Source organism: Paracoccus marinus, assembly GCF_007018965.1.
GTDB lineage: Bacteria > Pseudomonadota > Alphaproteobacteria > Rhodobacterales > Rhodobacteraceae > Paracoccus > Paracoccus marinus.
This window is the reverse complement of sequence record NZ_VJYZ01000033.1, coordinates 87,724-113,702: the sequence shown is the minus strand read 5'-3', so window position 1 is coordinate 113,702 and position 25,979 is coordinate 87,724. Positions and strand designations below refer to the sequence as shown.

The window sequence follows — 25,979 nt, the reverse complement described above, 5'->3', positions numbered from 1 at the left end:
AATCGGAAAAGCAGGGCACGGGCTGGTCCGACGCAACCGGTCATGCGGGCAGTCAGGCGGGCGAAGCTGCATCAAACCAGAATAATATCATGTTTGAAAAGAACAATATTTGTTAGTTCACGCGAGAGAGAGCCGGGCGGCGACGCAATTTCCCCCCCTCGGCACCGCCCAGATGTCCTGTCCCGGAACGTAGCAGGCGGGACGCCCACCCCGTCAAGGGTGTCGTTCCGCCGCCGCGCCGTGACTGCCGCGCACCCGATGCGCGACCGTCGCCTCAATCGTTCGTGGGGTCGTCCGGGTGACCCAGTTCGACGAACCATCCGCCCAGGCACTGGACGGCGGGCGCGGTGGGGTCGCCCACGGTCTTGTCGGCCTCGACCCGGGCGCGATGCGGCTCGGCGCTGTCCTTGGGGTGATAGCCCAGGTGCCCGGCCAAGCGGTTGTCCACCGGCTTCACCGTGTTGTCCGACATCCCGAACGAGATCGTATAGCCGACCCGCGGCGCGGTCAGCGATGCCGCGACCAGCCGCACGCAGTCGTCGAAGCTGAGCCACGACCACAGCATCCGCCGATCGGCCGGTTCCGGGAAAGACGAGAAGATCCGCAGCATCACGGATTCGATCCCGAACTTGTCCCAGTAAAGCCGGCCCAGGTCTTCGACGAAGCATTTCGCCACGCCGTAAAGCCCGTCCGGGCGGTGCGGCGCGTTGGCGTCGATCTGGTCTTCCAGCTTGTGATAGCCGATCGCATGCACCGACGAGGCATAGACGACCCGCTTCACCCCCGCTTTCCGCGCCGCCTCGTAGACGTGATAGCTGCCGCGGATGTTGGCGTTCAGGATATCGTCCCAGCCCTTTTCCGCTGCGTGACCGCCGAAATGGACGATCACGTCCACGCCTTGGGCCGCCTTTTCCACCGCGGCCTGATCGGCCAGGTCGAAGGTCAGCGCCTCTTCGTTCGAGCGCACGTCCTTGATCGGCGTCACGTCCGCCAGCCGCAGCTTGCGGGCCAGCGGCGCGAGCCCCCGGCGCAGTTCGGTCCCCAGGCGGCCGGCGGCGCCGGTGATCAGGATGGTGTCGTAACGCGGAGCGGTCATGCGGATACCTCGACGGTGTGGTGAAGGCGCGGGGGTGGTGCCCGGCGCAGGCTTGGTCGGTGTCGTGACGCGAGGTCCGGGTGTGGCGCCGGGCGGATCGCGTTCCATCCGCGACATACCCCATCGGCGCGGCTTTGGCACGGGACCCCGAGACGGGCTACGCGGGAAACAGCGCGTCGAACCGCCGCCGCCCGTCGGGGCTGAACCGCACCGCGCGAGAGGCAGGATCGCGCCGGGCCCAGCCCTCGGCCTCGAACCGCGCCAGCAGGGCGCGGCCCAGGCTGCCCGCCAGGTGGGTGCGCCGCTCGCTCCAATCCAGGCACGACCGGCAGACGGGCGCGCGCCCGCGCGACAGCGCCGCCACGTCGATCCCCAGCGCGGCGGCTGCGCGGGCGCCCGCGTCGGTCAGCCGCAGCGCCTCGCCCGATTGCTCCAGCAGGCCGTGGCCGACCATGCTGTCGAACATCCGCGTGCCCATCGCCCCGGCGAGGTGGTTGTAGCAGACGAGCGCCTCGCGCATCGCCGCGTCCTTCGGACCGGTACGGGTGCGGCTGTGGCCGATCCGCGCGGCCAGGCCCATCAGCGATTCCAGCGTGCCCGCGATCTGGTCGTCCGCCAGAGCGAGATACTTGTGGCGCCCCTGCTTGCGGGTGATCGCCAGACCGCCATCGACCAGCCGGGCAAGATGCGAGGTCGCGGTCTGCGGGGTGATGCCCGCGACGCCCGCCAGTTCGGTCGCGGTCAACGCCTTTCCGGCCATCAGCGCGGTCAGCATGTTGGCGCGGGCGGGATCGCCGATCAGCGCGGCGACGCGGGCGATGTCGGGGCCTTCCTTCATGCTTCGATGTTCACCGAAACATTCGCACGGGTCAACGTGGCACAGCCAGGCAGCGAAGGAGAAACGACATGCTGACCTGCATCATCCGCTACCACATCGACCCGACCAAGAAGCCCCAGTTCGAACGTTATTCGCGCAACTGGGGCGAGGCGATCCCGCGCTGCGGCGCCGACCTGATCGGCTACTTCGCCCCGCACGAGGGATCGTCGACCCTCGCCTACGGCATCTACAACATCCCCGACCTCGCCGCGTACGAGGCCTATCGCGCCCGCCTGTCCGCCGATCCGCTGGGCCGGGAAAACTACGCCTTCGCCCAGTCCGAACGGTTCATCCTGCGCGAGGACCGGACCTTCCTGAAACTCGCCTCGGCCCCGCACGGGGCGCGCGCATGATGGCCGTGATCTTCGAGACCCTGCCCGCCGATGGCCGCGCGCAGGACTATCTGGACATCGCGGCGGAGCTGCGGCCGATCCTCGAGACAGTGGACGGCTTCATCTCGGTCGAGCGGTTCCAGAGCCTGACCGACCCCGGAATGATCCTGTCGCTGTCGTTTTTTCGCGACGAGGCGGCGGTGGCCCGCTGGCGCAATCTTGGCGCGCATCGCGACGGGCAGGCGCGGGGCCGGGCGGGCATCTTCAGCGACTATCGCATCCGCATCGCCCATGTCGTGCACGACTACGGCATGTCGGACCGCGCGCAGGCCCCCGCCGACAGCCGCGCGGTCCACGCCCCCCGGCCGTCACCGGCCTGAGACCGCCCGACTGAGGTCGCCAGCCAATTCGCATCATTTGCAACGATCCGGTGTTCCTCATCCTTTCGATGCGGTATGGTCCATCCACAACGAGGAGTGAGGAAACATCATGGGACCCTTCCCGCACGACGCCCCCCGAGCCGTCATCAGCGAGGCGAACCCCGCCGGCACCGACGGTTTCGAGTTCGTGGAATTCGCCCACCCGAACCCCGCCGAGCTTGAGACGCTGTTTCAGCGCATGGGCTACACCGAAGTCGCGCGTCACAAGACCCGCGACATCTCGCTATACCGGCAGGGCCACATCAACTACGTCCTGAACCGCGAGCCGGGCAGCCACGCCGCCCGCTTCGTTCAGGAACACGGCCCCTGCGCCCCCGCGATGGCGTGGCGCGTGGTCGATGCCAAGGTCGCGCTGCAACGCTGCCTCGACTACGGCGCCAAGGAATACACCGGGACCGACAAAAGCCTCGACGTGCCCGCCGTGATCGGCATCGGCGGCTCGCTGCTGTATCTGGTGGAAACCTACGGCGACAAGGGCTCGCCCTACGCCGCCGACTACGAATGGCTGGGCGAGGCCGACCCGAAGCCGCAGGGCGTGGGCTTCTACTACCTCGACCACCTGACCCACAACGTCGAGCGCGGCAACATGAGCACGTGGTACCGGTTCTACGCCGACGTGTTCAGTTTCCGCGAGATCCGCTATTTCGACATCGCCGGCAAGCAGACCGGCCTCACCAGCCGCGCGCTGACCTCGCCCGACGGCAAGATCCGTATCCCGATCAACGAAAGTTCCGACGACAAGAGCCAGATCGCGGAATATCTGCGCGAATACAAGGGCGAGGGCATCCAGCACATCGCGGTCGGGACCGAGGACATCTACGCCTCGACCGACGCGATCGCGGCCAAGGGGCTCGAGTTCATGCCCGGCCCGCCCCCGATCTACTACGACAAGTCGTTCGACCGCGTGAAAGGCCACGACGAGCCGGTCGAGCGGCTGGAAAAGCACGGCATCCTAATCGACGGCGAAGGCGTGGTCGAGGGCGGCGAGACGCGGATCCTGCTGCAGATCTTCTCGAAAACCGTGATCGGCCCGATCTTCTTCGAGTTCATCCAGCGCAAGGGCGACGACGGCTTCGGCGAGGGCAACTTCAAGGCCCTGTTCGAATCGATCGAGGAAGACCAGATCCGCCGTGGCGTGCTGACGGCCTGATCCGTTCCGGGGCGGCCCACCGCGGCCGCCCACGCGGGGAAAACCATGACCGAAGCCTGGCGCAAGTATCGCGGCGCCCCCGCCGACGGAACGCCGCTGTGTTCCCTGGATGCGATCCCTGATCCGGGTACGCACGGCGTCCTGGTCGGGCGCTTTCCGGTGCTGCTGGCGCGGAACGGAGCCACGCTGCGCGCCTATGTCAACGCCTGCCCGCACCAGTACCTGCCGCTGGACCATCGCGGACCGAACGTCATCAGCGCTGACGGCCGGCTGCTGCGCTGTACCAACCACGACGCCGCCTTCCGGCTGGAAGACGGCGTGGGGGTCGAGGGGCTTGGCCTCGACTGCGCGCTCGACGCGATCCCGGTGACGGTCGATGCGGGCGGCATGGTGGTGATCGGGGCGGCATGATCCCGCCCCGGCCCGTTTACTGCAGCGCCTTGTCGGTGATCGCGTGGCTCCACGCCCCTTCGGGCGCCTTGGAAATCACCGGGTCCGATCCGCCTGCCAGCAGCGTGTCGACCGTTCGCTGGTAATCCGCCTCGTCCAGCGCGCCGTTCGATCCGGCGGTGAGCTTGGCCACTTCCTGCATCATGCGGACCTGATGCGCCTCGGTCTGGGCGCCCGTCTCGTCGTTGTCGAGGACGATCCCCGCGGCTTCCTCGGGGTTTTCCTCGGCGTATTTCCAGCCCTTCATCGAGGCGCGGACAAACCGGACCAGCCGGTCCTGCATCGCCGGATCGTCGAGCGTCGCCTGCAGCGTGTAAAGCCCGTCCTCCAGCGTGGCGACCCCCTGATCCTCATACTTGAAGGTCACGAGATCCTCGGGTTTCAGCCCCGCGTCCAGCACCTGCCCGTATTCGTTGTAGGTCATGGTGGAAATGCAGGCCGCCTGCTTCTGCAGCAGCGGATCGACGTTGAAGCCCTGTTTCAGCACGGTGACGCCGTCCGCGCCGCCGGCCGTCGGCACGCCCAGATGCGCCATCCAGCTGAGGAACGGATACTCGTTCCCGAAGAACCACACCCCCAGCGTCTTGCCCCTGAAGTCGGCCTTGGGATCGGTGACGCCGCTTTCCTTGAGGCAGGTCAGCATCATCCCCGACGACTTGAACGGCTGCGCGATGTTGACGATCGGCAGCCCCTTCTCGCGCGCGGCGAGCGCGGCGGGCATCCATTCCACCGTCACGTCGGCACCGCCGCCCGCCAGCACCTGCGTCGGCGCGATGTCCGGGCCGCCGGGCTGGATCGTGACGTCGAGGTTTTCCTCGTCATAGAAGCCCTTGTCCTTGGCGACGTAGTAGCCCGCGAACTGGGCCTGCGTGACCCATTTCAGTTGCAGGGTCAGCGGGTCGGCCGCGTTCGCGGCACCGGCGAGCAGCGCCAGCACGGCGGACGAGATCATCAGTCTGGTCATTCTCCACTCCACTGTTGGGGGCGTTTTCGCCCGTTATGATCTTTGCCCGTCATGTTCGTTGCGACGGGTGCCAGAAGGTCGCCTGCCGTTCGACCAGCGCGACGACCCCGTAAAGCGCCGACCCCGCCAGCGCGGCCATCAGGATCTCGGCCCAGACCAGCGCGAGGTCCATCTGCCCCACCGCGGTCGAGATGCGGAACCCCATGCCGCGGGTCGGGCTGCCGAAGAACTCGGCCACGATGGCGCCGATCAGGGCGAGCGTTGTGGTGATCTTGAGCCCGTTGAACAGGAACGGCATCGCCGCGGGCAGGCGCAGTTTCGCGAGGCTTTCCCAGTAGCCCGCGCTCCACGTCGCCATCTGGTCGCGCTGCATCGCGTCGGTCGCGGCAAGCCCCGCGACCATGTTCACGAGGATCGGGAAGAACACCATCACCACCACGACCGCCGCCTTGGACTGCCAGTCGAACCCGAACCACATCACCAGGATCGGCGCGATCCCCACGATGGGCAGGGCGGCGACGAAGTTCCCGACCGGCAAGAGCCCGCGTTGCAGGAACGGCACCCGGTCGATGGCGATGGCGGTGGCGACCGCAAGCGCCGCGCCGGTCAGCCAGCCGGTCAGCGCGCCCTTGACCAGCGTCTGCCACAGGTCCGACAGGATCATCGGCAGGCTGCCCGCAAAGCGCGCGCCGATGTCCGAGGGCGCCGGAAGGATGACCGAGGGAACGGCGTAAAGCCGCACCCCGATCTCCCACAGCGCCAGGATCGTCACCCCGAACACGAGCGGGATCGCCGCGCGCGCCGCCGCTCCGCCCGCCCGCGCGAGGAACCCGTTGACGATCCACCCCGCCGCCCAGACCGCGCCCAGCAACCCCAGCCGCGCGTCCCACAGCGTCGCCGCCACGACCAGCGCCGCCAGCGCAACGATGCCCAGGCGCGGGGCGGCCGCCGTCATCGCGCCAGCCCCATCCGGCGCAGCGTCACACGCTCGATGGCGCCGATCAGCCAGACCAGCGCGGCGGCGAGGATCGCGGCCGCGAACAGCGCCGACCAGATCTGGATCGTCTGTCCGTAATAGCTGCCCGACAGCAGCCGCGCGCCAAGGCCCTGCGTCGCGCCCGCCGGCAACTCGCCCACGATCGTCCCGACCAGCGCCGCCGCGATCGCGACCTTGAGCGAGGCGAACAGCCACGGCAGCGACGACGGCAGCCGCAGGTGGCGCAGCACCTGCCCCCCGCCCGCGTTCCACGACCGCATCAGGTCGAACTGCATCGGATCGGGCGCGCGCAGGCCCTTCACCATCCCGACCAGCACCGGAAAGAACGACAGCCACGCGGAAATCAGCGCCTTGGGCAGCAGCCCCGTGACGCCCATGCTGGCCAGCACCACGATCACCATGGGCGCGATGGCGAGGATCGGCACGGTCTGCGATGCGACCGCCCACGGCATGATCGACAGGTCCATGACGCGGCTGTGGACGATCCCCACGGCCAGCAGGATACCCGCCGCCGACCCCAGCGCGAAGCCCGCGAGCGTCGCCGACAGCGTGATCCAGCCATGCCAGACGAGGCTGCGCTTGGACGTGATCTTTTGCCCCGTCACGCCGTCCCACAGCCCTGCCGCGACCTGATGCGGCGCAGGCAGCACGGGGCGTTCCTGCGCCATCGTCGCGCGCACCACCTGCCCGGCGGTCACCGTCTCGCCCGCCCGCGCGGCCTGGTCGCGCACCCACGGCGCGTTCATCCAGACCGCGGCGAGATACCACGCCACGACGATCGCGCCGAGGACGGCCAGGACCGGCATAATCGCCCGCCCCGCCTTTCCCAAACCCCGACCGCGCCGTGCGGCGGACGCCGCGACGATGCCGGTCGGGACCGCAGGATCATGCATCGCCGTGATCCGAATGCCCGGCCCGCAGCCCCTCGCGGACGCGGTGCGAGATCTCCGCGAACTCCTTGCTGTCGCGGATCTCCAGCGGGCGGTCGCGCGGCAAGGGGCTTTCGATCACGTCGGTGATCCGGCCCGGGCGCGGCGACATGACGACGATGCGGGTGGACAGGTAGACCGCCTCGGGGATGGAATGGGTGACGAAGCCGATGGTCTTGCCGGTCCGCGCCCACAGCGCCCGCAGGGCTTCGTTCAGGCGGTCGCGCACGATCTCGTCCAGCGCGCCGAAGGGCTCGTCCATCAGCAGGATGTCGGCGTCGAACGCCAGCGCCCGCGCGATCGATGCCCGCTGCTGCATCCCGCCTGACAGCTGCCACGGATAGCGCCCGGCAAACTGCGACAGCTCCACCAGCTCCAGCACCCGGGCGATCCGCTGCTGCCGGTCGGCGCGGTCGAAGCCCATGATCTCCAGCGGCAGCGAGACGTTCCCGGCGATGGTCCGCCATGGATAGAGCCCCGGCGCCTGGAACACATAGCCATAGGCCCGCGCGCGCCTCGCCGCGTCGGGCGTCATCCCGTTGACCGTCAGCTGCCCCGAGGTCGGGCTTTCCAGCGCCGCGATGGCGCGCAGGAACGTCGTCTTGCCGCAGCCGGAGGGGCCGATGAAGCTGACGAACTCCCCCTGGCCGATGGTCAGGTTCACGTCCTTCAGCGCGTGGACCGGCCCGTCGGCGGTGGGGAAGGTAAGCGAGACGCCCCTTGCCTCGATCACCGGGGCGGCGGTGGCCGCGGCGGGCACGGGGCGCAGCGCGGGCCGGGGGCGGTTCATCACACCCCGCTCACCGGAATGCCGCCGCGCGGGACAGGACGCGGGGCGGTCAGCGCCTTCCAGCTGGACAGCGCGCGGTTCACCTCGCCGCGCGGCTCGCGGGCGACGAACTCACCGTGCCCCTCGCGGGACGACATCGCGCCGTCCGTCACCGCGACATGGCCCCGCGTCAGGACGTAGCGCGGCAGGCCCTTCACGTGCCGCCCCTCGAACACGTTGTAGTCGATGGCGGATTGCTGGTCTTGCGCGGAGATCGTCTTCTCCGCCTCCGGGTCCCAGACCACCAGGTCGGCATCCGATCCGACGAGCACCGCCCCCTTCCGCGGATACATTCCGAGGATCTTGGCGATGTTGGTCGAGGTGACGGCGACGAACTCGTTCGGCGTCAGCCGCCCCGTACCGACCCCTTCGGTCCACAGCACCGGCATCCGGTCCTGCAATCCCCCGGTGCCGTTCGGGATCTTGGTGAAGTCGCCGATCCCGGTGCGCTTCTGTTCGGTCGTGAAGGCGCAGTGGTCGGTCGCGACGCAGGACAGGCTGCCCGCCGCCAGCCCCGCCCACAGGCTGTCCTGGTGGCGCCTGTTGCGGAACGGCGGCGACATGACCCGCCGCGCGGCATGGTCCCAGTCGGGGTTCGCGTATTCGCTTTCGTCCAGCACGAGGTGCTGGATCAGCGGCTCGCCCCACACCCGCTTGCCGGCCTGGCGGGCGCGACGGATCGCCTCGTGCGCGTCCTCGCACGAGGTGTGGACGACATAAAGCGGCACCCCCGCCGTGTCGGCGATCATGATCGCGCGGTTGGTCGCCTCGCCCTCGACCTGCGGCGGGCGGGAATAGGCGTGCGCCTCGGGGCCGGTGTTCCCATGCGCGAGCAGGCGCGCGGACAGTTCCGCCACCACGTCGCCGTTCTCGGCATGGACCAGCGCCACGCCGCCGAGATCGCCGACCCGGGTGAAGCTGGCGAACATCTCCTCGTCGTTCACCATAAGCGCGCCCTTGTAGGCCATGAAGTGCTTGAAGCTGGTGATGCCGCGATCGACGATGTCGGCCATCTCGTCGAACACCTGCTCGCCCCACCAGGTCACGGCCATGTGGAAGCTGTAATCGCAATGCGCGCGGGCGGTCTTGTTGTCCCAGATCTTGAGCGCGTCCAGCAACCCCTGCCCCGGCGCGGGCAGCGCGAAATCGACGACCATGGTCGTCCCGCCCGCGAGCGCGGCGCGGGTGCCGCTGTCGAAGTCGTCGGCGGAATAGGTGCCCATGAACGGCATTTCCAGATGCGTGTGCGGGTCGATCCCGCCCGGCATGACGAGGCACCCGGTCGCGTCGAGCGTCGTGTCGCCGGTGAGGCCCTGCCCGATTGCGGCGATACGGCCGTTTTCGATCAGCACGTCGGCCTTGTAGGTGAGGTCGGCGGTGACGATGGTGCCGTTGCGGATGACGGTGGTCATTGTTGTCTGCCCCCTAGCGGATGGGTTATGTCCTTGAGAGCGGCGCTGAGCGTCTCTGCGTCCTCGAACATTGCGTCTTGACCCGTCAAATCGCGAACGGAAAATACGCGGGTTCTTGGCACGCCAAATTTAGTACTCTTCTTGAGCGAGGTCGGGAAAAATTCCTTCACTATGTAAAAGTACCACGGTTCCAAGTCCGACTCCGGCCCGAATTCGAGGTACCGCAACGCCATCTTTTCGATGCTCGTTGGGTACAGGCGGGCAGCACCTAGTGTTTCTAAACGTCCGTGCCCGTATCTTAGAACTACAGATTGGATTAGCCCAATCGCGAATACTTCCTTATCATCGTAAAGGCCGATGAAACGGGCCTGAAAAGCGTTAACATCAAAGAAAATACGCGAGCGTAAATTGTCGTCCCGCGTATCACCTACCGGAGCAACAACGATACCGTCCTCGGCATCAAAAGGATTCACCCCTCCACCTCCGCCGCATCCAGCACCGCGTGCAGTAGCACGTCGGTCCCGTTCCGGGCCCAGCTTTCCGTGATTTCCTCGGCCTCGTTGTGGCTCAGGCCGTCCACGCACGGGCACATGATCATCGCCGTGGGCGCGATGCGGTTGATCCAGCAGGCGTCGTGGCCCGCGCCCGAGACGATGTCGCGGTGCGAGAGGCCCAGCCGCTCCGCCGCCCCCCGGACCGCCTCGACGCAGCCGGGATCGAACGTCACCGGGTCGAAGTGGCCGGTGGACTCGATCTCGATCCCCAGCCCCAGCTCGGCGGCGATCCGGGGCGCCTCGGCCTCAAGCCGCGTCCGCATCGTGTCCAGCTTCTCGCGGTCGGGGCTGCGGAAGTCGATCGTGAAGACCGCGCGGCCCGGGATCACGTTGCGGCTGTTGGGGTAGACGTTGGCGTGGCCTACCGCGCCGACCGCGCCCGGCTGGTTGTCCATCGCGATGCGATGCACCGCCTCGATGATCCGCGCCATGCCGAGGCCCGCGTTCACCCGCATGTCCATGGGGGTCGATCCGGTATGCGCCTCTTTCCCCGTCAGCGTGACCTGCAGCCACCACAGCCCCTGGCCGTGGGTGACGACGCCGATCTCACGCCCCTCGGCTTCAAGGATCGGGCCCTGCTCGATGTGCAGCTCGAACAGCGCGTGGATCGGGCGGCCGCCGACCGGCTCGTCCCCGGCCCAGCCGATCCGTTCCAGCTCGTCGCCGAAACGCTTGCCCTCGGCGTCGGTGCGGTCCAGCGCCCAGTCGAGGTCGTGGATGCCCGCATAGACGCCCGAGGCGAGCATCGCGGGGGCAAAGCGGGTGCCTTCCTCGTTGGTCCAGTTCACCACGACGATCGGGCGGTGGGTGCGGACGCCCATGTCGTCGAGCGTCCGCACGACTTCCAGCGCGCCGAGGACGCCCAGCACGCCGTCGTACTTGCCGCCCGTGGGCTGGGTGTCGAGGTGGCTGCCCATCCAGACCGGTGCGGCATCCGGGTCGGTCCCCTCGCGGCGGGCGAACATGGTGCCCAGGCGGTCCACGGCGACGGTCATCCCGGCATCCTCGCACCAGCGGCGGAACAGGGCGCGGCCCTCGCCGTCGGCGTCGGTCAGGGTCTGGCGGTTGTTGCCGCCCGCGACGCCGGGGCCGATCTTCGCCATCTCCATCAGGCTGTCCCACAGCCGTCCGCCGTCGATCCGCAGGTTGGCGGTGACGTGGGTGGCGGCAGTGCTGTCGGCTTCGGTGGCTGGCTCGTCGTCGGTGGCTGAGGGCATCGCGGCTCCCGTGACTTGATTTGACCACCCGGTCAGGATCAGCGTAGGGAGCGGCCATTCCCGCTGTCAACGATTTCGCAAGGCCGCCCGCAACCATCCCCGGATTGCCCGGGAAAGGAGCATCGATGCCCCCGGCCGACGATCAGCCAGCCGCCGGCCCCGTCCGCAGCGCCCGCAGGCAGCAGACCGAATCGGCGATCCTCGAAGCCGCGCTCGACGTGTTCGCGGTTGACGGCTTTCGCGGCGCGACGCTGGACCGGATCGCCGAGCGCGCGGGCATGTCGAAGCCGAACCTGCTTTACTACTTTGCCAGCAAGGACGACGTGCACGCGCGCCTGCTGGGCGACCTTCTGGACCACTGGCTCGCCCCCTTGCGCGGCATCGACCCTGCGGGCGAGCCGGTCGAGGAAATCCTGCGCTACGTCCGCCGCAAGCTCGCCATGTCGCGCGACTATCCGCGCGAAAGCCGCCTGTTCGCGGGCGAGATCATCGCGGGCGCGCCGCGGATTTCCGGCTTTCTCGCGGACGGGCTGCGGCCGCTGGTGGACGAGACGGTGGGGCTGATCCGCGGCTGGATCGCGCAGGGGAGGATCTCGCCGGTCGATCCGGTGCAGCTGATCTTTTCGATCTGGGCGCTGACCCAGCACCATGCCGACTTCGCCGCGCAGATCGAGATCGTGGCGCCGGGGGACCGCGCGGGCGACGCGGGCGCGTTCCTTGACCAGCTGTATCGCAGGCTGCTCACGCCCTAGGCGCGGGATGCGAAAACGTCGCCGCGTGCATTTTACCTTTTGATAAAAACCGGACCGGACGTAGCGTCGATTCGTGCCTCGCCAGCAGGAGACCACGATGGACACCCCGATCACGGGGGCGAGCAGCGGCACACGGGGTGGGATCACCGCCGGCCGCCTGACGCCCGACGCCTACGCCGCGAACTTCGCCGACCTGCACCCGGCCCTCGACCCGCACGAGGCGCAAGTCGCCGCGGATCGCTGCTATTTCTGCCACGACGCGCCCTGCGTCACGGCCTGCCCCACCTCGATCGACATCCCGCTGTTCATCCGGCAGATCGCGACCGGGACGCCCGACGCCTCGGCCAGGACGATCCTGACGCAGAACATCCTCGGCGGCATGTGCGCCCGCGTCTGCCCGACCGAGACGCTGTGCGAACAGGCCTGCGTCCGCGAGGCGGCCGAGGGCAAGCCGGTTCAGATCGGCCGCCTGCAACGCTACGCCACCGACCACCTGCAGCGGCAGGGGGCGCACCCCTTCGCGCGCGCGGCGGAAACCGGCAAGCGCATCGCCGTCGTCGGCGCGGGGCCCGCGGGCCTTGCCTGCGCGCACCGGCTCTCGATGCTGGGGCACGGGGTGGCGCTGCTGGACGCGCGCCCCAAGCCGGGCGGCCTGAACGAGTTCGGGATCGCCACCTACAAAACCACCGGCGGCTTCGCCCAGGCCGAGGTCGAATGGCTGCTGGGCATCGGCGGCATCGCCCTGTCGAACGGGGTCGCTTTTGGACGCGACTTCACCGTCGAGAGCCTGCTTTCTCAGTTCGACGCGGTGTTTCTGGGCGTCGGCCTCGCCGCGACGAACGGACTCGACATCCCAGGGATCGACCTGCCCGGCGTGGACGACGCGGTCGATTTCATCGCCGCGCTGCGCCAGTCCGACCCGGGCGCGGTGCCGATCGGGCGCGACGTGGTCGTGATCGGCGGCGGCATGACCGCGGTGGACGCCGCGGTGCAGGCGAAGCTGCTGGGGGCGACCAACGTCACCCTCGCCTATCGCGGCCCGCAGGTGCGGATGAAGGCGAGCCAATACGAACAGGACCTCGCCGCCGCGCGCGGGGTGCACGTGATCCACGAGGCGATGCCCATCGCGGTGGAGGGCCAGGGCCACGTCGCGGCGGTCGTCTTCGACCGGCTGGGCGAGCGGGTGAGCATCCCCGCCGACCAGATGCTGCTCGCGATCGGCCAGCGGCTCGACCCCGACGCCCTGCCCGCGACGCAAGGCGGCAAGATCGTCACCGAAGGCCCCGGCCGCACCCGCACCGCCCGCGTGTGGGCGGGCGGCGACTGCGCGACGGGCGGCGACGACCTGACCGTCACGGCGGTGGCGCAGGGACGCGACGCCGCGCTCGACATCCACACCAGCCTGATGAGCTGAGGAGAAACGCCATGGCAAACCTGGCATCGACCTTTGCCGGTATCCGGTCGCCGAACCCGTTCTGGCTCGCTTCGGCCCCGCCCACCGACAAGGAATACAACGTCCGCCGCGCGTTCGAGGCGGGCTGGGGCGGGGTCGTCTGGAAGACCCTTGGCCTCGACCCGCATGTCGTCAACGTGAACGGCCCCCGCTACGGCGCGATCTGGGGCGCGGACCGCAGGCTTCTGGGCCTCAACAACATCGAGCTGATTACCGACCGGCCGTTGCAGGTGAACCTGGACGAGATCCTGGCGGTCAAGCGCGACTACCCCGACCGGGCGGTGGTCGTCAGCCTGATGGTCCCCTGCGAGGAAGAACCGTGGAAGCTCATCCTGCCGCAGGTCGAGGCGACCGGCGCCGACGGGGTCGAACTGAACTTCGGCTGCCCGCACGGCATGTCGGAACGCGGCATGGGGTCGGCCGTGGGGCAGGTCCCCGAATACATCGAGATGGTGACGCGCTGGGTCAAGGCGAACACCCGGATGCCGGTGATCGTGAAGCTGACGCCGAACATCACCGATATCAGGAAACCCGCCGGCGCGGCGAAGGCGGGGGGCGCAGACGCGGTCAGCCTTATCAACACCATCAACTCGATCACCTCGGTCGATCTGGACCTGTTCGCGCCCGAACCCACGATCGACGGGCGCGGCGCGCATGGCGGCTATTGCGGCCCGGCGGTCAAGCCCATCGCGCTGAACATGGTGGCCGAGATCGCGCGCAACCCCGACCTGCACGGCCTGCCGATCAGCGGGATCGGCGGCATCACCACCTGGCGCGACGCGGCCGAGTTCATGGCGCTGGGCGCGGGCAACGTGCAGGTCTGCACCGCCGCCATGACCTACGGCTTCCGCATCGTGCAGGAGATGATCTCGGGCCTGTCGGAATATCTCGACGAGCGCGGGATGGCGCTGTCGGACCTGACCGGGCGCGCGGTCCCGAACGTCTGCGACTGGAAGGACCTGAACCTGAACGCGGTCAGCAAGGCGCGCATCCACCAGGACCTCTGCATCAAGTGCGGGCGCTGCTATGCGGCCTGCGAGGACACGAGCCACCAGGCCATCGCGATGCTGCCCGGCCGCGTGTTCGCGGTGAAGGACGACGAGTGCGTCGCCTGCAACCTCTGCGTCAACGTCTGCCCGGTCGAGGACTGCATCACCATGGAACGGATGGCCGAAGGGGACGTGGACCCCCGCACCGGCCGGGTGGTGTCGTTCGACCACGCCGACTGGACGACGCACCCCAACAACCCCGGCGCCGTCGCGGCGGAGTAGCCGGCGTCACCGCACCGATCAGCGCACCGCCGACCCGGCGACCCGGCGGCCGCGCTCCGTCCTGACGCGTTCTGTCAGCATCGCCGTGCATGCTTGGGCCATGCAAACCCCGACGAAGGATGCCCGAGATGAACAGAACCCCCGTGAATCCGTGGCCGTGGTCGCTGGCGTATGGCTACAACCAGGCCGAAGTGATCGAGGGCGCGACGAGGCAGCTGATCTGCGCGGGGCAGACCGCCGTGGACGGCACCGGCGCGCCGCAGCATGACGGCGACATGCGGGCGCAGATCGCGCTTGCGCTCGACAACCTTCAGGCGGTGCTGGCGGGTGCCGGGATGGGGCTTGGCGACGTCGTGCGGCTGGGGGTCTATACTACCGACGTGGACGAGGCCCTGAAGAACTTCGACCTGCTGGGATCGCGCTTCGGCGCAGCCGGGGTGGCCCCGCCGATGACCCTGCTGGGCATGGCGCGGCTGGCGATCCCCGGCCTGATGTTCGAGATCGAGGCGACCGCGGCCGCCTGACCGCGCCCCGGGCCGGCCGCTACGGATCGCGCGTTCGTGCCGCCCGACCTTGATCGCGGCCGGGCCCGGCGCTAGGCGGTGGCGGGCCGCGATCCATGCGGCGGCGAAAGGCGGTCCCACATGGCAATCTACGTCGACGCCGACGCCTGCCCGGTCAAGGCCGAGATCGAGCGCGTGGCGACCCGCCACCGCCTGCGGGTGCTGGTCGTGTCGAACGGCGGCATCCGGCCCTCGCCCAACCCGCTGATCGAGACGGTGATCGTTCCCGACGGCCCGGACGAGGCCGACAAGTGGATCGCCGAACGCGCGGGTGCGGGCGACATCGTCGTGACCGGCGACATCCCCCTTGCCGCCCGCGCGGTCGGGGCGGGGGCGCAGGTGCTCAAGCACGACGGCACCCGGCTTGGCCCGGACAACATCGGCAACGTGCTGGCGTCGCGCGACCTGATGGCCGACCTGCGCGCCGCCGATCCGTTCCGGCAGGGCGGCGGACGCGGCTTCACCAAGGCGGACCGGTCGCGGTTTCTGGACGCGCTGGAGCTGGCGGTGCGGCGGGCCGTGGCGGGCCGCTGACGGGCCGCCCACGCGCCAGCTCAGCCCAGATGAAAGTTCTGCTCCACCACCGCCTCCATCGAGACGTAGCTCGACGTGTTGCTGATGTGGGGCAGGGTCGAGATCTTCTCGGCCATGATGCGGCGGAAGTCGGCGATGTCGCGTGAGCGGACCTTGACCAGATAGTCGAAGCCGCCCGCGATCATGTAGCATTCCTCGATTTCCAGGATCGCGCGGACGGCGGTGTTGAACTGCTGCAACGCGGCCTCGCGCGTGTCGCTCATGCTGACCTCGACATAGGTGACGTGCGTCAGCCCCAGCTTCAGCGGCGACAGGACGGCGCGATAGCCGGTGATCAGGCCGATCTGTTCCAGATGCCTGATCCGCTGGGCCACGGGCGTCTTGGACAGGCCGACCCGCCGCGCCAGCTCGGCAATCGGGACGCGGGCGTTGCGGGTCAGTTCGGCCAGGATCTTGTGGTCCTGCGCGTCCAGCTTGATGACCATGTTTCCGTCCCCGAAATTGGTCCATCGGACCACCGCCGTGCCTGTCTTCAGGCGAACGGACTGCGCGATCTATGGTAGAAGGCTTCGATCAGTCAAGGAGATCGGCATGACCTCTGTCCCGTCCAGCGTGTTTTCCACGGATGCAAAGTTCGCGGACGAGACGCGGCTGCTGGAACGCCTGACCGCCGGGGCGGCGCTGCCGCCCGACGCCCGCGCGGCCATCGGCGCGCGGGCCGCCGGTCTGGTGCGCGGCATCCGGGCCAAGGCGCGCCCGTCGCTGATGGAACATTTCCTGGCCGAATACGGCCTGTCCACCCGCGAGGGGGTGGCGCTGATGTGCCTGGCCGAGGCGATGCTGCGCGTGCCCGACCGCACCACCATCGACGCGCTGATCGAGGACAAGATCGCCCCCTCGGACTGGGGCCGTCACCTGGGCGAGGCGTCGTCCAGCCTCGTCAACGCCTCGACCTGGGCGCTGATGCTGACCGGCAAGGTGCTGGACGACGATTACACCGGAACGCTGCGCCGACTGGTCCGAAGGCTGGGCGAGCCGGTGATCCGCACCGCAGTCGGCCGGGCGATGAAGGAGATGGGGCGCCAGTTCGTACTGGGCCAGACCATCGGCGACGCGCTGGACCGCGCCCGGGTGCTGGAAAAGCAGGGCTACACCTACAGCTACGACATGCTGGGCGAGGCGGCGATGACGGCGGCCGACGCGGCGCGCTACGCCCGCGCCTATGCCGACGCGATTGCGGCGATCGCGCGGTCCTGCGGCAAGGGATCGGTCGAACGGAACCCCGGCATCTCGATCAAGCTGTCGGCGCTGCACCCGCGCTACGAGGTCGCGCAAGAGGCGCGGGTCATGCGCGACCTGGTGCCGGTGGTGCTGCGGCTCGCGCGGCAGGCCGCGGCCGCGAACATGGGCATGAACATCGACGCCGAGGAACAGGACCGGCTGGTGATCTCGCTCAAGGTAATCGAGGCGGTGCTGTCGGACCCCTCGCTCGCCGGCTGGGACGGGTTCGGCGTGGTGGTCCAGGCCTATGGCAAGCGCGCGGCCCAGACCATCGACTGGCTTTACGAGACCGCAACGCGGCTGGACCGGCGGATCATGGTGCGGCTGGTCAAGGGCGCCTACTGGGACACCGAGATGAAGCGCGCCCAGGTCGAGGGGCATCCGGGCTTTCCGCTGTTCACGGCCAAGGCCGCGACCGACGTGAGCTACATCGCCAACGCCCGCAAGCTGATCGGCATGGCCGACCGCATCTATCCGCAGTTCGCGACCCACAACGCCCATACCGTCGCCGCGATCCTGCACATGGCGGGCGACGCGCCGTTCGAGTTCCAGCGCCTGCACGGCATGGGCGAGCGCCTGCACGGCATCGTCATGGACGAGACCGGCGGCCGGTGCCGCATCTATGCGCCGGTCGGGCCGCATCGCGACCTGCTGGCCTATCTGGTGCGCCGCCTGCTGGAAAACGGCGCCAACAGCAGCTTCGTGAACCAGATCGTGGACGAGGAGGTCACCCCCGAGGATATCGCCAGGGACCCCTTCGACGCGCTGGCCACGGCCCGGCCGCCTGCATCGCTGCGCCCGCCCGCCGACCTGTTCGCGCCCGCGCGCCGCAACTCGGCCGGGTTCGACCTTGCCGACGAGCAAACGCTTGCGGCGATCATGGCCGCGCGCGACGCGGCGATCCCGGACGTGGTGCCGCTGACGGTGTCCCCGCCCTCGGGCGAGGTGCGGGACGTGGTGGACCCCGCCACGGGCGAGCGGATCGCCACGGTGACGATGACCGACGCCGAAACCGCCGCCCGCGCCATCGACGACGCCCGCGTCTGGGTTGCGCCGGCCCCGGAACGCGCCGCCGTCCTGCGCCGGGCCGCTGACCTTTACGAACAAAACTTCGGCCCGATCTTCGGCATCCTCGCCCGCGAAGGGGGCAAGACGCTGGCCGACGCCGTGGCCGAACTGCGCGAGGCGGTGGATTTCCTGCGCTACTACGCCGCCGAAGGGGAACAGGTCACGGCCGCCCCGCGTGGCATCGTCGGCGCGATCAGCCCGTGGAACTTTCCGCTGGCGATCTTCACCGGCCAGATCGCGGCGGCGCTGATGGCGGGGAACGCGGTGCTGGCAAAGCCCGCCGAGGCGACGCCCGCCATCGCCGCGCTGGCCGTCCGGCTGCTGCACGAGGCGGGTGTGCCTGCGAGCGCGCTGCAACTGCTGCCGGGGCGCGGCGGCGTGGTGGGCACCGCCATCACCTCGGACCCGCGCATCGCGGGCGTGGTGTTCACCGGATCGACCGACACGGCGCGCACCATCGCCGCGACGATGGCCGCGAACCTGCGCCCCGGCACGCCGCTGATCGCGGAAACCGGCGGGCTGAACGCGATGGTCGTGGACAGCACGGCGCTGCCGGAACAGGCGGTGCGCGACGTGGTGAACGGCGCCTTCCGCTCGGCCGGGCAACGCTGCTCGGCGCTGCGCTGCCTTTACGTGCAGGAAGACATCGCCCCGCACGTGATCGAGATGATCCGGGGCGCCATGGACGAGCTGGTGGTGGGCGATCCGCGCGACCTTGCGACCGACGTGGGTCCGGTGATCGACGAAGCCGCGCGGGACGACATCGCGGGCTACCTTGCCGCCAACGGAAACCGCGTGATCCACGGGCTTGGCGTTCCGGCCCACGGCACCTTCGTTCCCCCCACCATGCTGCGGGTGGACGGCATCGCGGATCTTGAACGCGAGATCTTCGGCCCGGTCCTGCATGTTGCGACCTTCAAGGGGGACGGGCTGGACCGGGTGGTGGACGACATCAACGCGCGCGGCTACGGCCTGACCTTCGGGCTGCACACCCGCATCGACAGCCGCGTCCAGGCGGTCAGCGACGCGGTCCGGGTCGGCAACATCTACGTCAACCGCAACCAGATCGGCGCGGTCGTCGGCAGCCAGCCGTTCGGCGGCGAGGGGCTGTCGGGCACCGGCCCCAAGGCGGGCGGGCCGCAATACGTGCGCCGGTTCTTCGCGCCAGAAGCCCCGAAGGCGACCGGGACCGGGTGGCAGGCGCAGGCCGACGAGAACCGGATCGCCCGCCAGCTTGCCGCCTTCCGGTCCAGAAAGATCGACGAGCGCCTGATGCCCGGCCCGACCGGAGAGATGAATCGCCTGACCGCCCACACCCGCCCGCCGGTCCTGTGCCTCGGCCCCGGGCCGCAGGCGGTCGCGGCGCAGGTCGCGGCCGTCACCGCGCTGGGCGGCGACGCCGTGGGCGTGGACGGCGACCTTGCGCCGGGCGCGCTGACCCGCCTGCCCGCCATGGCGGCCGTGCTGTGGTGGGGCGACGAGGCGCAGGGCCGCGCCCGCGCAAGGGCGCTGGCGGAACGCGAGGGCGAGATCGTGCAGCTTGTGACCGCGATCCCGGACCTGGCCCATGTCGCGCACGAACGCCACCTGTGCGTGGACACCACCGCCGCAGGCGGCAACGCGACACTGCTGGCGGAATGAGGTGACAGGTCCGTGGCGCGGGCGCGGCGGCCCGCGCCGTCGTCAGGCGCGGTTCAGCAGCGCCTTTGCCTCGACCTCGGCAGGGATGGTCAGCGTAAAGCAGGTGCGCTCCGACGCCGACGTGGCGGACAGCGTGCCCTCATGCGCCTTGGCGATCTCGGACGCGATGTGCAGGCCCAGGCCAAGCCCCGCCTGGTTGGTCCCGACCTCGCCGCGCACGAAGGGCTGGAACAGCCGCTCCATCACCGGGTCAGGGATGGTGGGGCCGGTGTTCGTCACGCAGATCGTCAACTCGCCCCCGTCGAACGCCGCGTCCAGTTCCACGGGCTTTTCGGGGTCGCCGTGGGCCAGCGCGTTGGCAAGCAGGTTCGACACAAGCTGGCCGATCCGCCCGTCATCGACCCAGATCCGCTCGGGCAGCGCAATCTCGCTGTCGATCCGACGGCCGGGATTGCCGGCCTCGAGTTCGGCCACGACGTGGCGCAGCACCTGTTCCAGCGCCGCGGGCCGCCGGTTCAGGGCGATGCCGCTGCCCATGCGCGCGCGGGCGAAGTCCATCACGTCGTCGATCAGGCGCGACATGCGCCCGACGCTTTCCTCCATCAGCGAGATGACCTCAAGCGACTGTTCGTCCTGCGGCTGGCGGCGCAGGATCCGGGCCGCGCCGCCGACCGCGGCGACCGGGTTGCGAAGGTCGTGGCCCAGAACGGCGATGAACTGCTCGCGCAGGCGCGCGGTTTCCTGTTCCTGCGCCAGCTGCTGGCGGGTCAGCGCCTCGAACCGCTTCAGCGTCTCGGCCTGCGCTTCCAGCGCGTCGCGCTGCGCGGCGAGCTGCTGGCGCTGGCGGTAGAGATCGAGGAACACGTTGGCCTTGCTGCGCAGGATGTCGGGCTCGATCGGCTTTTGCAGGAAATCCACCGCCCCCGCCTCGTAACCCCGGAAGCGGCGGCGTTCGTCGGTGGTGCCGGCGGTCAGGAAGATGATCGGGATATGCCGCGCGCGTTCGTTCCCGCGCATCAGCTCGGCCAGTTCGAACCCGTCCATCCCCGGCATCTGCACGTCCAGCAGCGCCAGCGCCATGTCGTGGCGCAGCAGCAGTTCCAGCGCCTGCTCGCCCGACCGCGCCTTGAGCAGCGTCAGCCCGTCCCGGCGCAACAGCGCCTCGAGCGACAGCAGGTTTTCCTCGAGGTCGTCGACCAGCAGGATGTTCACGGGTTCGGTCATGACGGTCTCGCACCGCCCAAGGCGGCCAGGAATGAGGCGATCTGGTCCAGCGACATGGACCTTGCCGCCGGGCAGGCGTCAAGGGCCGCGCGTGGCATCGCGGGGGAATAGGCGGTCGCCGGATCCTCGGCCAGCGCGACGCCGCCCGCGTCGGCCACGGCCTTCAGCCCCGCCGCGCCGTCGTCGTTCGCGCCGGTCAGCACGACCCCGGCAAGCGCCGGTCCATAGGCGTCGGCCGCGCTGTCGAACAGGACGTCGATCGAGGGGCGCGAGTAATGCACCAGCGGATCGAGCGACAGCGAGATCGTGCGGTCCGGTTCCACCAGCATGTGATAGTCGGACGGCGCGAAATAGACGGTGCCCGCGCGGATCGCTTCCTTGTCCTCGGCCTCGCGCACGGCGATCCGGCAGGTCGCGGCGAAATGGGGCACCAGCATGTTGTCGCGGTCGGCGGGCACATGGACCACGACCAGCACCGGCAGCGGATAATCGGCGGGCAGCGCAGGCAGTATGCGCGCGAGCGCCTGCACCGCGCCCGCCGACGCGCCGATCACGACCGCCTCGGTGACGGGCGTGGGACTGGCCCCATTCGCTTGCGCGGACGCGATCATTGCTCGTGCCTTTGATAAATCTTTTCATCCCGCACGAACGGCGCAAAGGCGTCGGCGTGTTCGGAAAAGTGCAGGCTTTCCTTGGACCCCAGCCCCAGGAACCCCTTGCGCGCCAGCGATCCCCGGAACAGGCCGATGGCGCGGTCCTGGAACTTGCGGTCGAAATAGATCAGGACGTTGCGGCAGGAAATCAGGTGCATCTCCGCGAAAACGGCATCCGTGACGAGGCTGTGGTCGGAAAAGACCACACGATCCCGCAGCGACTTGTCGAACACGGCGCGGCCGTAATCCGCGCGGTAATAGTCCGACAGGGACGACTTGCCCCCCGAGTGCCGGTGATTGGATGTGAAGGCGCTGATCCGGTCAAGCGGATAGATCCCGCGCGCCGCCGCGTCCAGCGCATCGGGGTTGATGTCGGTCGCGTAGAACAGCGTCCGCTTTTCCAGCCCTTCCTCGCGGAACATGATGACGAAGGAATAAAGCTCCTCCCCCTCGCTGCAGCCGGCGATCCACACCTTGAGCGAGGGGTAGGTTCGCAGGTGCGGGATCACCTTTTCGCGGATCGCGCGGTAATAGGACGGGTCGCGGAACATCTCGCTGACCTGGACGGTCAGGTAGTCGAGCAGCCGGGGCAGCCGCGCGGGGTCGTGCAGCAGCCCTTCCTGCAGGGCCGAGAAGCTGGCGAACCCCATCTGATCGCGCGCCTGCCGCAGCCGCCGCTTGATCGAGGCGCGGGCGTAGTTGCGAAAGTCGTAGTGATAGCGCTGGAACAGCGCCTCCAGCAGCAGCTGGATTTCGATGTCCTCGACCCTGTCGTCCATGCCCGCGCGCCTATCTCGGCATCCAGACGCGGACCAGCGAGAGCAGCTTGTCCACGTCGAGGGGCTTGGCCATGTAGTCGTTCGCGCCCGCGCTGATGCAGCGCGCCTGATCGTCCGGCATCGCCTTGGCGGTCAGCGCGATGACCGGCAGCGACGCCCACCGCGGATCGCCGCGGATTTCCCGCGTGGCGGTCAGGCCGTCCATGACCGGCATCATCACGTCCATCAGCACAAGGTCGATCGCCTTGTCCGGGTCCTTTGCCGAGGCGTCGAGCGCGGCGATCGCCTCTTGCCCGTTCCGCGCGATCTCGACCTTGGCGCCGCGCGGTTCCAGTACGTTCGACAGCGAATAGACGTTGCGGATGTCGTCCTCGACGATGAGGATCCGGCGGCCCTCCAGCACGGCGTCGCGGTTGCGGGCGCTGCGGATCATCTTCTGCTGCTCGGGCGGCAGGTCCGACACGACCTGGTGCAGGAACAGCGACACTTCCTCCAGCAGCCGCTCGGGCGACTTCGCGCCCTTGATGATGATCGAGTTCGAATACCGGCGCAGGCGCTGTTCGTCGTCGGGCGACAGGTCGTGGCCGGTATAGACGATCACCGGCGGGAACGCCTGGCCGTCGTCGCCGCTGAGCGTTTCCAGCAGCGAATAGCCCGAGGCGTCGGGCAGCGACAGGTCAAGGACCATGCAGTCGAACGTCTCGTGCCGCAGCCGTTCCAGGCACTCGGCGGCCGTGCCGACCCCCACCGTTTCCACATCGCGCGAGGCGAGAAGCGCCCCCACCGCGTCGCGCTGCACCGGATCGTCCTCGACGATCAGCACCCGGCGCAGGCTGTGCGTCAGCTTGGACGCGAGCGTCTGCAGCACCTCGGCCAATTCCTCGCGCGGGACCGGCTTGACGCGGTAGCCGACGGCGCCCAGCGACAGCGCCGTCTGGCTGTGATCGGCGGCCGAGACCACGTGGACGGGGATGTGCCGGGTCGCGTCGTCGCGTTTCAGCTGGTCAAGGACGGTCAGCCCGGAATGGTCGGGCAGGCCCACGTCCATGACGATGGCGTTGGGCCTGTACTGGCGGGCAAGGCGCAGCGCCTCTTCCGCGGTGCCGGCGACGAGGCACTGGAAATCCATCTCGCGCGACAGGTCGCGGACGATTTCGGCGAATGTGCCGTCATCCTCGATGATCAGCAGGACGCGGCGGCCGCCGGTCAGGTTGTCGCGGTCATCCTCGACCCGCACGGGCGCGCGGACCTGCGAAGGCGTGGTCGCCGACATGCGCGGCACGGATCGCGGCATCGCGGCCGGGGCCGGCGCCTGCCGGGCATCGCGCGGCGCGACGCCGGCGGGGTCGTAGGTCACGGGCAGCGTCACGGTGAAGGTGCTGCCCTCGCCCGGCGTGCTGTCGAGCGTGATCGCCCCGCCAAGCAGCCGCGCCAGCTCGCGCGAGATCGACAACCCGAGGCCCGTCCCCCCGTACTTGCGGCTGATCGCGCCGTCGGCCTGGTGGAACGCGTTGAAGATGCTTGCCTGCTGGTCCTCGGAAATCCCGATCCCGGTATCGGTCACCGCGAACGCGACGCGCTCGCCATCCGCCGGACGGACCGCCAGCGTGACGCTGCCCGCTTCCGTGAACTTGAAGGCGTTCGACAGAAGGTTCTTCAGCACCTGTTCCAGCCGTTGCCGGTCCGAGGTGATGGACGCCGGGCAATCGGGTGCGATCTCGATCCTGAACCCGATCCCGCGGTCGTCGGCCACGGGCCGGAACATGCGTTCAAGATCGGCCGCCAGCACATGCAGCGGCAGCGGATCGGCCTGCACCTGAAGGTGGCCCGCCTCGATCTTGGACAGGTCGAGGATGTCGTTGATGAGCGTCAGAAGGTCGTTGCCCGACGCCTGGATCGTGCGCGCGAATCGCACCTGCTCGTCGGTCAGGTTGGCGTCGGCGTTGTCGCCCAGCAGCTTCGACAGGATCAGCAGCGAATTGAGCGGCGTGCGCAATTCATGGGACATGTTGGCGAGGAAATCGGTCTTGTAGCGGCTCGCCTGCTCAAGCTCGCGCGCCTTCAGTTCGGTCGCGGCCTTGGCGCGGCCAAGCCCTTCGGCCTGCGCCTCCAGCCGCTGCGCCTGTTCCTCGAGCTGGACGTTCGTCTGCTCCAGCTCGACCTGCTGCTGTTCCAGCCGCACCTGCGATTCCCTGAGCGCGCGGCCGTGTTCCTCGAGTTCCTCGTTGGAAACGCGCAGCTCCTCGCTCTGCACTTGCAGTTCCTCGGACTGGCGCTGCGTCTCCTCCAGCAGGTCCTTCAGTTCGGTGCGGAAGTTGGCGGACCGCAGCGCGACCCCGATGGCACCCGCGCCTTCCTGCAAAAGGTCCAGCGTCGCCGGATCGACGGCCTGCAGGAAGCCAAGCTCGATCACGCCGTTGACGACCTCGTCCGCGACCAGCGGCGCGATGACGAGGTGGCGTGGCCGGTCCTCGCCCAGTGCCGAGCCGATGGTCAGGTAACCGTCGGGCACGTTCTCGATCAGGACCGGCTTGCCGTCCCTTGCCACCCGTCCCAGAAGCCCGTCACCCAGGGTGAAGCTGTCGGCGACCCTGCCGCCGGCGGCGACGCCCAGCGTCGCGCTGCGCTGGAAATAACCGCGCTCGCCCGCGAACAGCGCGCCCGCCTGCGCGCCGGCATAATCGGCAAGGAAGCTCAGCACGCCGTCGCCCAGCTGCGTGGTTGACTTGTCGCCCTGCAAGACGCCCGCAAGCCCGACCTGCCCCTGCTGCAACCAGTCCTGCCGCGCCCGCGCGGTCGCCGCGCGCCGCGTCAGGTACCCGATCACCAGCGCCAGCGCGATCCCCAGAAGCGCCGACATGACGCCGCTGACCCAAGCCCGCTGATAGGCGTCGGCCAGTTCAAGCACCCGCTGCTCGCGCTGGCGCGTCATTTCCTGCCGCATGCTGTCCAGAAGCCCGCGGATCGCGTCCATCTCGGCCTTGCCGCGGTCGGTCGTGACCAGCGGAAGCGCGGCCGAAATCCCGCCCGTGCGGTACAGGTCGATGGTCTCCCGCAGTTCCTCCATCTTCGCCGCGACGTGGCGGCGCAGCGGCTCGAGGTTGGCGCGCTGCACCTCGTCCCCGGCGGTCAGCACGCCGAGCGTGTCGAGGCTTTGCTCGATGTCGGTCATGGCGGCGACGTAGGGCTCGAGATAGCTTTGATCGCCGGTCAGCAGGAACCCGCGCTGCCCGGTCTCGGCATCCAGCATCGACGACTGCAGGTCGCCCAGGCCCTTGATGACCTCGTGCGAGTGCATGATTTCGCGGTTGTGATCGCGCATCGTCCGGATGTTCGTGGCGACCACCGCGCCGCTGACGACGAAGAACGCGATCGCGACGACGACACCCACGATCGCCGGAACGTCCGCGATGGCCCGCGTGGGCGAAGATTTCGATGAAAGACCCGACTTCATGCAGACTCCGACGCTGGCGAGGTGGCGCGAGGGTCGAGTATCAGCCTGCGCGCGAAAGC

Annotated in this window: 24 protein-coding genes; 10 read left to right on the top strand and 14 right to left on the bottom strand. The window is 69.0% G+C overall.

Translation table 11 applies throughout. The annotated features are described in order from the left end of the window. Positions 1 to 274: 274 nt before the first annotated feature. Together FNF32_RS12770 and FNF32_RS12765 are read right to left on the bottom strand one after the other, a co-directional pair. Positions 275 to 1,096, bottom strand: coding sequence for an NAD-dependent epimerase/dehydratase family protein (locus FNF32_RS12770; RefSeq protein WP_131674158.1), 822 nt, complete (start codon positions 1,094 to 1,096; stop codon positions 275 to 277). A 157-nt stretch (positions 1,097 to 1,253) separates the two neighbouring features. Further along, on the bottom strand, positions 1,254 to 1,934 hold the full coding sequence (locus FNF32_RS12765) for an ArsR/SmtB family transcription factor (protein WP_143796679.1): 681 nt from the start codon (positions 1,932 to 1,934) through the stop codon (positions 1,254 to 1,256). Positions 1,935 to 2,002: 68 nt separating this feature from the next. Here FNF32_RS12765 and FNF32_RS12760 point away from each other — a divergent pair, with 68 nt between their 5' ends. From FNF32_RS12760 to FNF32_RS12745, 4 genes are all read left to right on the top strand, one after another. Beyond that, positions 2,003 to 2,326, top strand: a complete 324-nt coding sequence (locus FNF32_RS12760; protein ID WP_131674156.1) for an NIPSNAP family protein — start codon at positions 2,003 to 2,005, stop codon at positions 2,324 to 2,326. Then, positions 2,323 to 2,685 (top strand): antibiotic biosynthesis monooxygenase family protein, encoded by a 363-nt coding sequence (locus FNF32_RS12755; protein ID WP_131674155.1) that lies wholly within the window; start codon positions 2,323 to 2,325, stop codon positions 2,683 to 2,685. Before FNF32_RS12760 ends, FNF32_RS12755 begins: the two co-directional genes overlap by 4 nt. A 109-nt stretch (positions 2,686 to 2,794) precedes the next feature. Beyond that, positions 2,795 to 3,895 carry a 4-hydroxyphenylpyruvate dioxygenase gene (gene hppD, locus FNF32_RS12750; RefSeq protein ID WP_131674154.1) on the top strand — a complete coding sequence of 367 codons (1,101 nt, stop codon included), beginning with the start codon at positions 2,795 to 2,797 and terminating at the stop codon, positions 3,893 to 3,895. A 45-nt stretch (positions 3,896 to 3,940) separates the two neighbouring features. Beyond that, the gene (locus FNF32_RS12745; protein ID WP_131674153.1) at positions 3,941 to 4,306 is read left to right on the top strand and encodes a Rieske (2Fe-2S) protein; all 366 of its coding nucleotides are present in this window, start codon (positions 3,941 to 3,943) and stop codon (positions 4,304 to 4,306) included. A 16-nt stretch (positions 4,307 to 4,322) separates the two neighbouring features. Here FNF32_RS12745 and FNF32_RS12740 read toward each other — a convergent pair whose 3' ends face one another. From FNF32_RS12740 to FNF32_RS12710, 7 genes are all read right to left on the bottom strand, one after another. Continuing rightward, a complete protein-coding gene (locus FNF32_RS12740) occupies positions 4,323 to 5,309 on the bottom strand; it encodes an ABC transporter substrate-binding protein (protein ID WP_131674152.1) in 987 nt (328 codons plus the stop codon). Positions 5,310 to 5,358: 49 nt separating this feature from the next. Continuing rightward, positions 5,359 to 6,264 carry an ABC transporter permease gene (locus FNF32_RS12735; protein ID WP_131674151.1) on the bottom strand — a complete coding sequence of 302 codons (906 nt, stop codon included), beginning with the start codon at positions 6,262 to 6,264 and terminating at the stop codon, positions 5,359 to 5,361. Continuing rightward, positions 6,261 to 7,112 (bottom strand): ABC transporter permease, encoded by an 852-nt coding sequence (locus FNF32_RS12730; RefSeq protein WP_246087829.1) that lies wholly within the window; start codon positions 7,110 to 7,112, stop codon positions 6,261 to 6,263. The genes FNF32_RS12735 and FNF32_RS12730 overlap by 4 nt, the downstream gene beginning before the upstream one ends. 79 nt (positions 7,113 to 7,191) lie before the next feature. After that, positions 7,192 to 8,025: an ABC transporter ATP-binding protein gene (locus FNF32_RS12725; protein WP_131674149.1), complete on the bottom strand. Its 834-nt coding sequence runs from the start codon at positions 8,023 to 8,025 to the stop codon at positions 7,192 to 7,194. Then, on the bottom strand, positions 8,025 to 9,476 hold the full coding sequence (hydA, locus tag FNF32_RS12720) for a dihydropyrimidinase (protein WP_246087828.1): 1,452 nt from the start codon (positions 9,474 to 9,476) through the stop codon (positions 8,025 to 8,027). The genes FNF32_RS12725 and hydA overlap by 1 nt, the downstream gene beginning before the upstream one ends. Then, positions 9,473 to 9,949, bottom strand: a complete 477-nt coding sequence (locus tag FNF32_RS12715; RefSeq protein WP_131674147.1) for a hypothetical protein — start codon at positions 9,947 to 9,949, stop codon at positions 9,473 to 9,475. Before FNF32_RS12715 ends, hydA begins: the two co-directional genes overlap by 4 nt. Continuing rightward, entirely contained in the window at positions 9,946 to 11,247 is a 1,302-nt protein-coding gene (locus FNF32_RS12710) for a Zn-dependent hydrolase (RefSeq protein WP_131674146.1), read from the bottom strand. The genes FNF32_RS12715 and FNF32_RS12710 overlap by 4 nt, the downstream gene beginning before the upstream one ends. Before the next feature lie 125 nt (positions 11,248 to 11,372). Between FNF32_RS12710 and FNF32_RS12705 the strand changes: the two genes are divergently transcribed. The 5 genes from FNF32_RS12705 (at position 11,373) to FNF32_RS12685 (ending at position 15,820) form a co-directional block, all read left to right on the top strand. Beyond that, positions 11,373 to 11,999 (top strand): TetR family transcriptional regulator C-terminal domain-containing protein, encoded by a 627-nt coding sequence (locus FNF32_RS12705; RefSeq protein ID WP_131674145.1) that lies wholly within the window; start codon positions 11,373 to 11,375, stop codon positions 11,997 to 11,999. 97 nt (positions 12,000 to 12,096) lie between these two features. Continuing rightward, positions 12,097 to 13,413 carry an NAD(P)-dependent oxidoreductase gene (locus FNF32_RS12700; protein WP_131674144.1) on the top strand — a complete coding sequence of 439 codons (1,317 nt, stop codon included), beginning with the start codon at positions 12,097 to 12,099 and terminating at the stop codon, positions 13,411 to 13,413. An 11-nt stretch (positions 13,414 to 13,424) separates the two neighbouring features. Continuing rightward, positions 13,425 to 14,723, top strand: coding sequence for an NAD-dependent dihydropyrimidine dehydrogenase subunit PreA (gene preA / locus FNF32_RS12695; RefSeq protein WP_131674143.1), 1,299 nt, complete (start codon positions 13,425 to 13,427; stop codon positions 14,721 to 14,723). Between the two features lie 128 nt (positions 14,724 to 14,851). After that, on the top strand, positions 14,852 to 15,247 hold the full coding sequence (locus FNF32_RS12690) for a RidA family protein (RefSeq protein WP_131674142.1): 396 nt from the start codon (positions 14,852 to 14,854) through the stop codon (positions 15,245 to 15,247). Between the two features lie 120 nt (positions 15,248 to 15,367). Continuing rightward, positions 15,368 to 15,820 (top strand): YaiI/YqxD family protein, encoded by a 453-nt coding sequence (locus FNF32_RS12685; RefSeq protein ID WP_131674141.1) that lies wholly within the window; start codon positions 15,368 to 15,370, stop codon positions 15,818 to 15,820. A gap of 20 nt (positions 15,821 to 15,840) precedes the next feature. On the opposite strand, the gene FNF32_RS12680 is transcribed toward FNF32_RS12685, so the two are convergent. Further along, positions 15,841 to 16,305, bottom strand: a complete 465-nt coding sequence (locus tag FNF32_RS12680) for an Lrp/AsnC family transcriptional regulator (protein ID WP_131674140.1) — start codon at positions 16,303 to 16,305, stop codon at positions 15,841 to 15,843. A 106-nt stretch (positions 16,306 to 16,411) separates the two neighbouring features. On the opposite strand from FNF32_RS12680, the gene putA reads away from it, so the two are divergent. Then, positions 16,412 to 19,810, top strand: coding sequence for a bifunctional proline dehydrogenase/L-glutamate gamma-semialdehyde dehydrogenase PutA (gene putA, locus FNF32_RS12675; RefSeq protein WP_131674139.1), 3,399 nt, complete (start codon positions 16,412 to 16,414; stop codon positions 19,808 to 19,810). Between the two features lie 42 nt (positions 19,811 to 19,852). On the opposite strand, the gene FNF32_RS12670 is transcribed toward putA, so the two are convergent. The 4 genes from FNF32_RS12670 to FNF32_RS12655 are packed head-to-tail and all read right to left on the bottom strand — an operon-like array spanning position 19,853 to position 25,920. Then, on the bottom strand, positions 19,853 to 21,034 hold the full coding sequence (locus tag FNF32_RS12670) for a hybrid sensor histidine kinase/response regulator (protein ID WP_131674138.1): 1,182 nt from the start codon (positions 21,032 to 21,034) through the stop codon (positions 19,853 to 19,855). Then, positions 21,031 to 21,645, bottom strand: a complete 615-nt coding sequence (locus tag FNF32_RS12665) for a chemotaxis protein CheB (protein WP_131674137.1) — start codon at positions 21,643 to 21,645, stop codon at positions 21,031 to 21,033. Before FNF32_RS12665 ends, FNF32_RS12670 begins: the two co-directional genes overlap by 4 nt. Further along, complete coding sequence (locus FNF32_RS12660; protein ID WP_131674136.1) at positions 21,642 to 22,466, bottom strand: CheR family methyltransferase; 825 nt, start codon at positions 22,464 to 22,466, stop codon at positions 21,642 to 21,644. Before FNF32_RS12660 ends, FNF32_RS12665 begins: the two co-directional genes overlap by 4 nt. Positions 22,467 to 22,476: 10 nt before the next feature. Next, positions 22,477 to 25,920, bottom strand: coding sequence for a response regulator (locus FNF32_RS12655; protein ID WP_131674135.1), 3,444 nt, complete (start codon positions 25,918 to 25,920; stop codon positions 22,477 to 22,479). Positions 25,921 to 25,979: the final 59 nt, after the last annotated feature.